The 7,490-nt window shown below is 64.1% G+C and carries 8 protein-coding genes; 2 read left to right on the forward strand and 6 right to left on the reverse strand.

Going from position 1 to position 7,490, the window contains the following annotated elements; translation table 11 throughout:
- Window positions 1-20: 20 nt before the first annotated feature.
- From AB3X99_RS28505 to AB3X99_RS28525, 5 genes are all read right to left on the reverse strand, one after another.
- Window positions 21-314: an antibiotic biosynthesis monooxygenase gene (locus AB3X99_RS28505; RefSeq protein ID WP_028202455.1), complete on the reverse strand. Its 294-nt coding sequence runs from the start codon at window positions 312-314 to the stop codon at window positions 21-23.
- Window positions 315-374: 60 nt separating this feature from the next.
- Entirely contained in the window at window positions 375-1,484 is a 1,110-nt protein-coding gene (locus tag AB3X99_RS28510; RefSeq protein WP_368618808.1) for an NAD(P)/FAD-dependent oxidoreductase, read from the reverse strand.
- Between the two features lie 160 nt (window positions 1,485-1,644).
- Window positions 1,645-2,700 carry a porin gene (locus AB3X99_RS28515; RefSeq protein ID WP_342949106.1) on the reverse strand — a complete coding sequence of 352 codons (1,056 nt, stop codon included), beginning with the start codon at window positions 2,698-2,700 and terminating at the stop codon, window positions 1,645-1,647.
- A 253-nt stretch (window positions 2,701-2,953) separates the two neighbouring features.
- Window positions 2,954-3,313 carry a protocatechuate 3,4-dioxygenase gene (locus AB3X99_RS28520; RefSeq protein ID WP_324157852.1) on the reverse strand — a complete coding sequence of 120 codons (360 nt, stop codon included), beginning with the start codon at window positions 3,311-3,313 and terminating at the stop codon, window positions 2,954-2,956.
- Complete coding sequence (locus AB3X99_RS28525) at window positions 3,310-4,155, reverse strand: gallate dioxygenase (RefSeq protein WP_069265777.1); 846 nt, start codon at window positions 4,153-4,155, stop codon at window positions 3,310-3,312. The genes AB3X99_RS28520 and AB3X99_RS28525 overlap by 4 nt, the downstream gene beginning before the upstream one ends.
- A gap of 373 nt (window positions 4,156-4,528) precedes the next feature.
- Between AB3X99_RS28525 and AB3X99_RS28530 the strand changes: the two genes are divergently transcribed.
- On the forward strand, window positions 4,529-5,272 hold the full coding sequence (locus tag AB3X99_RS28530) for a GntR family transcriptional regulator (protein ID WP_069265776.1): 744 nt from the start codon (window positions 4,529-4,531) through the stop codon (window positions 5,270-5,272).
- Window positions 5,273-5,312: 40 nt separating this feature from the next.
- Window positions 5,313-6,572 (forward strand): LysR family transcriptional regulator, encoded by a 1,260-nt coding sequence (locus tag AB3X99_RS28535; protein ID WP_342949074.1) that lies wholly within the window; start codon window positions 5,313-5,315, stop codon window positions 6,570-6,572.
- A gap of 68 nt (window positions 6,573-6,640) precedes the next feature.
- Here AB3X99_RS28535 and AB3X99_RS28540 read toward each other — a convergent pair whose 3' ends face one another.
- A complete protein-coding gene (locus AB3X99_RS28540; RefSeq protein ID WP_368618809.1) occupies window positions 6,641-7,489 on the reverse strand; it encodes a GNAT family N-acetyltransferase in 849 nt (282 codons plus the stop codon).
- Between the last annotated feature and the right edge of the window lies 1 nt (window position 7,490).

A 7,490-nucleotide genomic window follows, 5' to 3' on the forward strand; every position in this document is an offset into this window, starting at 1 on the left:
GGCTGGCCGCGCCCAGCCGCTTACTTCACGACGACCTGCGTGTGCCCCACGACAGGCGGCTTCTCGAAGTACGGGCCGACGAGCCGGCGCCATTCCTGAAAGTCATCCGACTCGCGAAAGTGCACCATGTGATCTTCGACGGTGTCCCACTGCACGACGAGCACATACTGGTTCGGCTCTTCCACGCCGCGCTGCAATTCCACGCTGCGGCAGCCGCGTGCGCGATGAAAGAGCGGCAGCGCCTGCGCCACGTTTGCCTCGAATTCGGCGTTCTTGCCTGCGCTCACCGTGATATGCGCCATCTCGTAGACCATCCTGTTCTCCTTGTGATTCGCGTTGATTCGCGTTGATTCGCGTTTGATCCGCCACTGCAGTCAGTGTGTTTTCAGGCGTTCGATGACTTCGTGCGCAATCGCGAGCGAAGCCGTCAGCCCAGGCGACTCGATGCCGTAGAGGTTCACGAGCCCGCTCACGCCGTGCTCGCGCGCGTCCTGGATCACGAAGTCGCCGCCATGCTTGCCCTCGGCCAGCTTCGGGCGAATGCCAGCATAACCCGGTTGCAGCGCGTCGTCAGGCAGCGCGGGCCAGTAAGTGCGAATCGCCTCGTAGAATTTCGCCGCGCGGCCTGGGTCCACGGTGTAGTCGATCGTGTCGATCCATTCCACGTCGGGACCGAAGCGCGCCTGGCCGCCCAGGTCGATCGTCAGATGCACGCCCAGGCCCCCTTCCTCCGGCACCGGATAGATGAGCCGCGAAAACGGCGCCGCGCCCGCCAGCGAGTAGTAATTGCCCTTCGCGTAGCGCCCCGGCGGAATCGATTGCGCCGGGGCGCCTTCGATGCATGCCGCGATCTGCTGCGCGTAGAGGCCCGCACTGTTCACCACGCGCGTGGCGAGCAATTCCATCGGCTCGTCGCCGCCTACCTTGAGGAGCGTCGGCTGGCCCGGCCGCACGAGGCCCCCCGTGACCGGCGAGCAAAACGCGAGCACGCCACCCGCCGCTTCAAAGTCGCCCTGTAGCGCGAGCATCAAACCGTGGCTGTCGACAATGCCCGTGGAGGGCGATTCGAGCGCCGCCACGCACTCGAGCGCGGATTCCCGTGCGCGCGCCTCGCCACGGTCGAGCCAGCGCAGGTCGTCCACGCCATTGGCGGCGGCCGCCGCGCGAATCGCGCGCAGCGCGTCGAGCTGCCCTTCGTGCGTCGCGACGATGAACTTGCCGCAACGGCTGAACTCCACGCCCTTCTCTTCGCAATACGCGTAAAGCTTGTGCTTGCCTTGCACGCACAGCCGCGCCTTGAGTGAGCCTTGCGGGTAGTAAATGCCCGCGTGTATCACTTCGCTGTTGCGCGAGCTGGTGCCCGTGCCGATGGCGTTTTCCGCCTCGACGAGGACGGTTTCCCAGCCCTGCTGCGCGCACGCGCGCGCAACCGCGAGACCGACCACGCCCGCGCCGATCACGACGCAATCCACCGTATCCGTCATGAAACTTCCTTTCTCGTCACGCGAGTGCTGTTGCGACTGGCGTTATTTTGCCCAATTCGCGAGCCTTTCGTGAAAGGATGCGCACCATGAAAAAACGCCGCCCGATCAGCCGATCGGGCGGCGTCAAACAACTGCCGGAGATGATGAAGCCAGCGGTGCATCAGAAGTGCGTATGCAGGCCCACGCGCGCAACCGCCTGGCTCTGACCGCTCGAAGCGCCGTCCGAGGAGTTCATGCCGTTGATCTGCGCGAGACCGCCCGAGCTGGCGCGCTGGTACACGCCCAGCACGTACACGCTGGTGCGCTTGGAAAGCGCGTAATCGACGATCGCCGCGACCTGGTGCGCGTGATTGTTGTCGACCACGTCGTTGCCCTTCATGTACATGTACGACGCGCCGGCGCTGAGTGCAGGCGTGAAGTTGTAGTGCGCGCCCACCGAGCCCTGATACACCGAGCCGCCGTTGGCCGAGTTGTGCACGGTGGTGAAGAGCGCGTTCGTGATCCAGCCGCCGAAACGGTAGTGCGCGCCGATACCCCAGTTGCGCACGCTCACGTCGCCTTCGCCCGTCACGACGGTCTTGAGGTTCGTATAGGCCGCGTTCACGCCGAAATCATGTGCCGAGTAGTTCAGCGCGAAGCTCGTGCCATTGGCCGTGCCGATCGAACCGGCCACGCCGCCGAAGCTGTACATCGCGCCCGCGCTGAAGCCGCCGAACGTCGGCGACAGATACTTCACCGAGTTGTTGACGGTTTCGCCAGCCATGCGGTCCCAGTCGAACGAACCAGTCGGGTTGTTCGGCAGCGCGAGCTTCTGGAACGGACCTGCGCGGAAATCGTAGAAGTGGCCCGAGAGCTCCGCCGGATCGTTGCCCGCGAAATACAGCGAGTCCGTCATGAAGTCGTACTGGTTGCCGAGCGTAAGCTTGCCCAGCTTGTCGTTGCTCAGACCCAGAATCGACGTACGGCTGAAAAGACTCTTGTTCGGCATGAACGCGCCGTTGTCCACCTGGAACTGGTTGACGAGCTGGAAGAAGGCCTTCGTGCCGCCGCCCAGGTCTTCCGTGCCGGTCATGCCCCACAGGTTCGGGCCGTTCACGCCGTCGTCCATCTTGACGTTGTGCTTGCCGCCCTGGTTGCTCACGTAGGTAATGCCCGTGTCCATCATGCCGTAGAGCGTCACGCTGCTCTGCGCGAACGCCGGTGCAGCACACGCCATCACACCGATGGCCCCCGTAATCGCCAATGCAATCTTTTTGTACTGCTTATGATCCTGCATTCTCCAGGTCTCCTGTTTTGAACAAACCTGTTTATTCGAGCATCGAAGGGTAGCGCTCTCGCCGCCCCGAGATCCGGCGAGCCGCAAGCGAGCGCGCGGCATGTGGGGCCACGCGGGTCAAACGCGTTCGAGTGGGCAAATTGCCCACCCGAGCGCAAAAGTCAATCAGGAAATCAAACGGTCGAGCAAACGCTCAGACTGCGTCGGGCACCTTGCGCGTCTTCAGGAACGCTTCGAGGGTTTCGCCGCGCATACTGGCGTACATGCCGAGATTCGTGATCTTCACCACGCGCGCGAACTTCTCGAGCACGAAGAAGCACACGCCGTATTGAATGAGGCCGAGCCAGTCCGTAGCGTCGACGAGCGCGCGCTCCTCGCTGGTGAGCGCGGCGGCGTCGTAGGCGGCCGTGCGGTCGCGCAGCCACAGATCGCGCGCTTGCGGCAGACGCATTTCCCAGAAGAAGCGATTCAGGCGCATGGCCTTCATGCTCTGGCGAATGTCGAAGGGGTAGGTGCCCGTCAGTTCCTCGATGCCAACCAGTTGCGGATTCATTGCTGGCCCTCTTCTTCGTACACCGTGACCGCCATCGCCGTGCTGGTCGCGAGATAGTAGTTGCGATGGACTTCGCGGATCTTGCCGCCCAGCGCCCCGCGCATGGCGAGCCACATGATCGTCTCGACGCTTTCGGCGCCGCCAAGGCGCACGTAGTCCACGTGCTTCATCCGTGCGAGGCGCTCCGGATCGTTCACGATCAGGTCGAGGAACTCCATGTCCCATTCGGTGTTGTTGTAACCGCTGCGCTCGCCGTGCACCTGGTGCGAAAGGCCGCCCGTGCCGACCACCACCACGTCGAGATCCTGCTCGAACGATTCGATCGCGCGGCGCAGCGCCTGGCCGATCCGGTAGCAGCGGTTCGCCGTGGGCAGCGGATACTGAAGCACATTCACCTGGATCGGCACCAGCGCCGCGGGCCAGCCGCCTTCGTGCGGCAGCATGAGCGAAAGCGGCGAGTTGCAGCCGTGGTCGAGCGGCTTGTCCTGGAAGATCGTGAGATCGAACTCGTCGTTGACGAGCTGCTCGGCAATATGGATCGCGAGATCGGGGTGGCCCGCGATGTCCGGCAGCGCGCGCTTGCCCGCGCCTTCGTCGGCGAACTCGTGCGTGGCGGAAACGCCCAGCGCGAAGGTGGGATAGCAGTCGAAGAAGAAGCTGTTGGCGTGGTCGTTGTAGAACATCACGAGCGCGTCCGGCTTGCGCTCGGCGAGCCACTTCGCCACCGGTTCGTACCCCTGGAAGAGCGGCGCCCACGCGGGTTCGTTCTGCTTGCCCTTGTCGTATGCCATGCCGATTGTCGGCACGTGCGATGTGCCGATGCCGCCCACTATTCTTGCCATGATCTTGCCCTCTGCTGCTGTTCATGCGGCGCACTCGCGCCGCGCTGGACCCGATGCGTCGGCAGACGCCTTCGATCCATCACTTGGGATACGAAATTACAAAAACGCCGCCCAGACCGTAAGCAAGGGTTAACCACGATTTTTTCCCTTTCCCTCATGAATTCAAGGCTTGTGCGCGCTTGCGCACATTCGGCCGATCGCGCAAACCCGCGCGCCGCAACGGTTTTTGGTATCCTGAAACCCTGTTGCGGGAAGTGCGGCCGATCCGCCCTGGCAACCTCCTCATAAACGAAACAGATATCAAAAGAACGAACTCGCAAGGGCCGCGCGCGCCATATGCCGCGCGCCTCGCCCGCTGCGATTCACGCATGACATGAACGGGACGACCCAGCAAACCATCGTGCAGGCGCTGCGCACGCGCATCCTCTCCGGCGAACTCGAGCCCGGCGAGCGGCTCGTCGAGGCGCAACTCGCCGAGCGCCTCGGCATTTCGCGCACGCCGCTGCGCTATGCGCTGAGTGTGCTCGCCACCGAAGGCCTCGTCGAGCGCTCGGGCGCGCGCGGCTACACCGTGCGGCGCTTTTCGGTGACCGACGTGCTCAACGCCATCGACGTGCGCGGCGTGCTCGAAGGGCTCGCCGCGCGCACGGTCGCCGAGCGCGGCGTGGACCAGGCGCTCGCGCGCGCACTCGAAGACTGTCTGCGCGAAGGCGACGCGATTTTCGCGGCCGGCGTGCTCGACAGCGAAGCGGAAACGCGCTACGCCGCGATGAACGGCCGCTTCCACGCACTGATTGTGGAAGCGGCGCACAATCTTGCGGTGAGTGCCGCGCTCGGGCTCAACGACAAGATTCCATTCGTCTCGCCGGGCACGGTGGTGTTCGACAAGGCCGCGCAGCAGCGTCAGTTCATGATGCTCTCGTATGCGCACCGCCAGCATCACGCCATTGTCGGCGCGCTCGTCAACGGCGAAGGCGCACGCGTCGAGGCGCTGATGAAAGAGCACACGCATATTTCGAAGGAGAGCCTCAATCTTTCGGTCGACCGGCTGCATCTGAGCGCGGTCGACGATGGCGCCGCCGCCGCAGTTGCCATGGTTGCCACGGTCGCCGCATGAGACACGGCGCGTATCCCACCCAAAACGACATGATCGAGCCGTGAGCCAGCCCGAACTCCTGAACCTCGCGCATCTGCGCGCTTTTCGCCTCGTTGCCGACACGGGCAGCGCCACGCGCGCCGCTTCGGCCTTGTATCGCGCGCAATCGGCCGTCACGCGCTCGGTGCAGGAACTGGAGACGGCGCTGGGCGCGCCGCTCTTCGAGCGCAAACCGTCGGGCATGCTGCCCACGGCCGTGGGCCGCGTGGTGCTCGAGCGCTGCGCGCGAATTTTTGGCGAACTGGAAGAACTCGCGCAGTGGTGCGCCGCGCGCCAGGCGCGCCGGCGCGCGTTGAGCGAAGGCACGCTTCCCGCGTATCTGCTCAACACCCGGCGGCTGCAGCTATTCGTCGCTCTCGCGCGGCACCGCCATATGCCGAGCACGGCCAATGCATTCGGCATCAGCCAGCCCGCCGTGAGCAGCGCCATGCGCGTGCTCGAAAGCGGCTCGGGTGTCACGCTCTTCCATCGCGGACCGCGCGGCGTGCTGCTCACGGCCGAGGGCGAGACCTTCCTGCTGCACGTGCGGCGCGCGCTCAACGAACTGCGTCACGTACCCGACGATATTGCGGCGCTGCACGGCAATATCCAGGGCGCGGTGACCGTGGGCGCGCTGCCATTGGGCCGCACGCTGATCCTGCCGGCCGCCATCGCGCGCCTTTCCGCGCAGCATCCGGGCGTGCGCGTCGTGACCGACGAAAGCGCGTATGAACTGCTCGTGGCGGGCCTGCGCGCGGGCGACGTGGACTTCGTGCTCGGCGCGCTGCGCGAAAACGATGCGGCAAGCGGCCTGGGCAACGAGCGATTGATGTCGGAAGACATGGTCGTGCTCGCGCGGCGCGATCATCCACTCGCGAAAAAGCATGGCCTCACGCTCAACGATCTGCGTGATGCTCAATGGATACTTTCACGCACGCATTCGCCTTCGCGCGGGCTGCTCGAAGCGCAGTTCCGCCGCGTGAAGCTCAAGCCGCCCCTGCCCACCGTCGAAACCGCCGATCTCGCCGTGATTCGCGGGTTGCTGCTTGGCACGGACATGATCACGGCGCTCTCGGCGCAGCAGTTGCACTACGAAATCGAATCGGGCCAGTTGGTGATTCTCGACGTGCCGCTGCAGCACACACGCCGCGATATCGGGCTGACACTGCGCGCGCAGGGCTCGCCCTCGCCTGCGGCACGCGCGCTGATCGACGCGATCCGGCTCGCGGTGATGGAGGTTGCGCCCGCAACGCGTGTGGTGGAGGGGCGGCGCGCGGGGTGAATCCGCAAGCCCCATGAGACGATCGTCAGCGAGAATCGAAAGTCCGTAGTGCAAAGCGTTGCGCTCGTTCAGTCCAGGCGCTTTTCGAACCAGTGATGGGCATACGGTTCGGCGTTGAATGCATCGACTTCGACGAATCCAGATTGCCTGTATAGCGATATCGCCTCACACAGCGTTCGATTCGTCTCCAGACGAATAACGCGCGCCTTGGCCTGGCGGGCACGTTTCTCCGCCTCGACGATCAAGCGGCGGCCGACGCCCATACCGCGCGCGCAAGGACTCACCCACATTCTCTTGAGTTCGGCCGGGGACTTCTTGTGGAACTTCAGCGCGACACAACCGATCGGGTCGCCATGGAGTCTCGCGACGATTAGCGCGCCTGCGGGCGCCGTCAGTTCGACAGCATCTGCCGACAGGCTCAGGGACGGGTCGAATCCGGCTTCAAAACGCTGGTCGAGTTCGCTGAAGTACTGCTCAAAGCACCACCGCGCGTCACTGCTATCCGGGTCCTCGAGCGCAAAATGCACGAGCGATGCCTGCAGCAAACGTTCGACCTCGAACATGGCTTCGACCAGTCGCTGACGCTGTTTCTCTCCGAGAGGTTCGAGCACGCGTAACGCGACCGCGTCGGAGAGCCGTTCGAGTTCAGCCCTTTCGACGAGACCCGCCTCAGTCAGGCAAGCCCGGCGAACCCGGCGGTCTTTCGAATCGGTGAGGACAACGACCAGTCTTTGCCGCTCGAGCGACGCCAGCGTACGGCTGACATAACCCGAATCAAGACTCAGCCGCGCTGTACGGGCTAAGTTGTAGTGTCCGCTTTTAGCCAAGTTCAGATGTCCGCTTTTTGGACGATCGTAAGCTAACAGATCGCTGGGAATCCAGTGTTTGGGAGCTTTAATGGCGGCAACAGAACGGATA

Source organism: Paraburkholderia sp. BR10882 (assembly GCF_040948855.1).
In the GTDB taxonomy this organism is placed as follows: domain Bacteria; phylum Pseudomonadota; class Gammaproteobacteria; order Burkholderiales; family Burkholderiaceae; genus Paraburkholderia; species Paraburkholderia nodosa_A.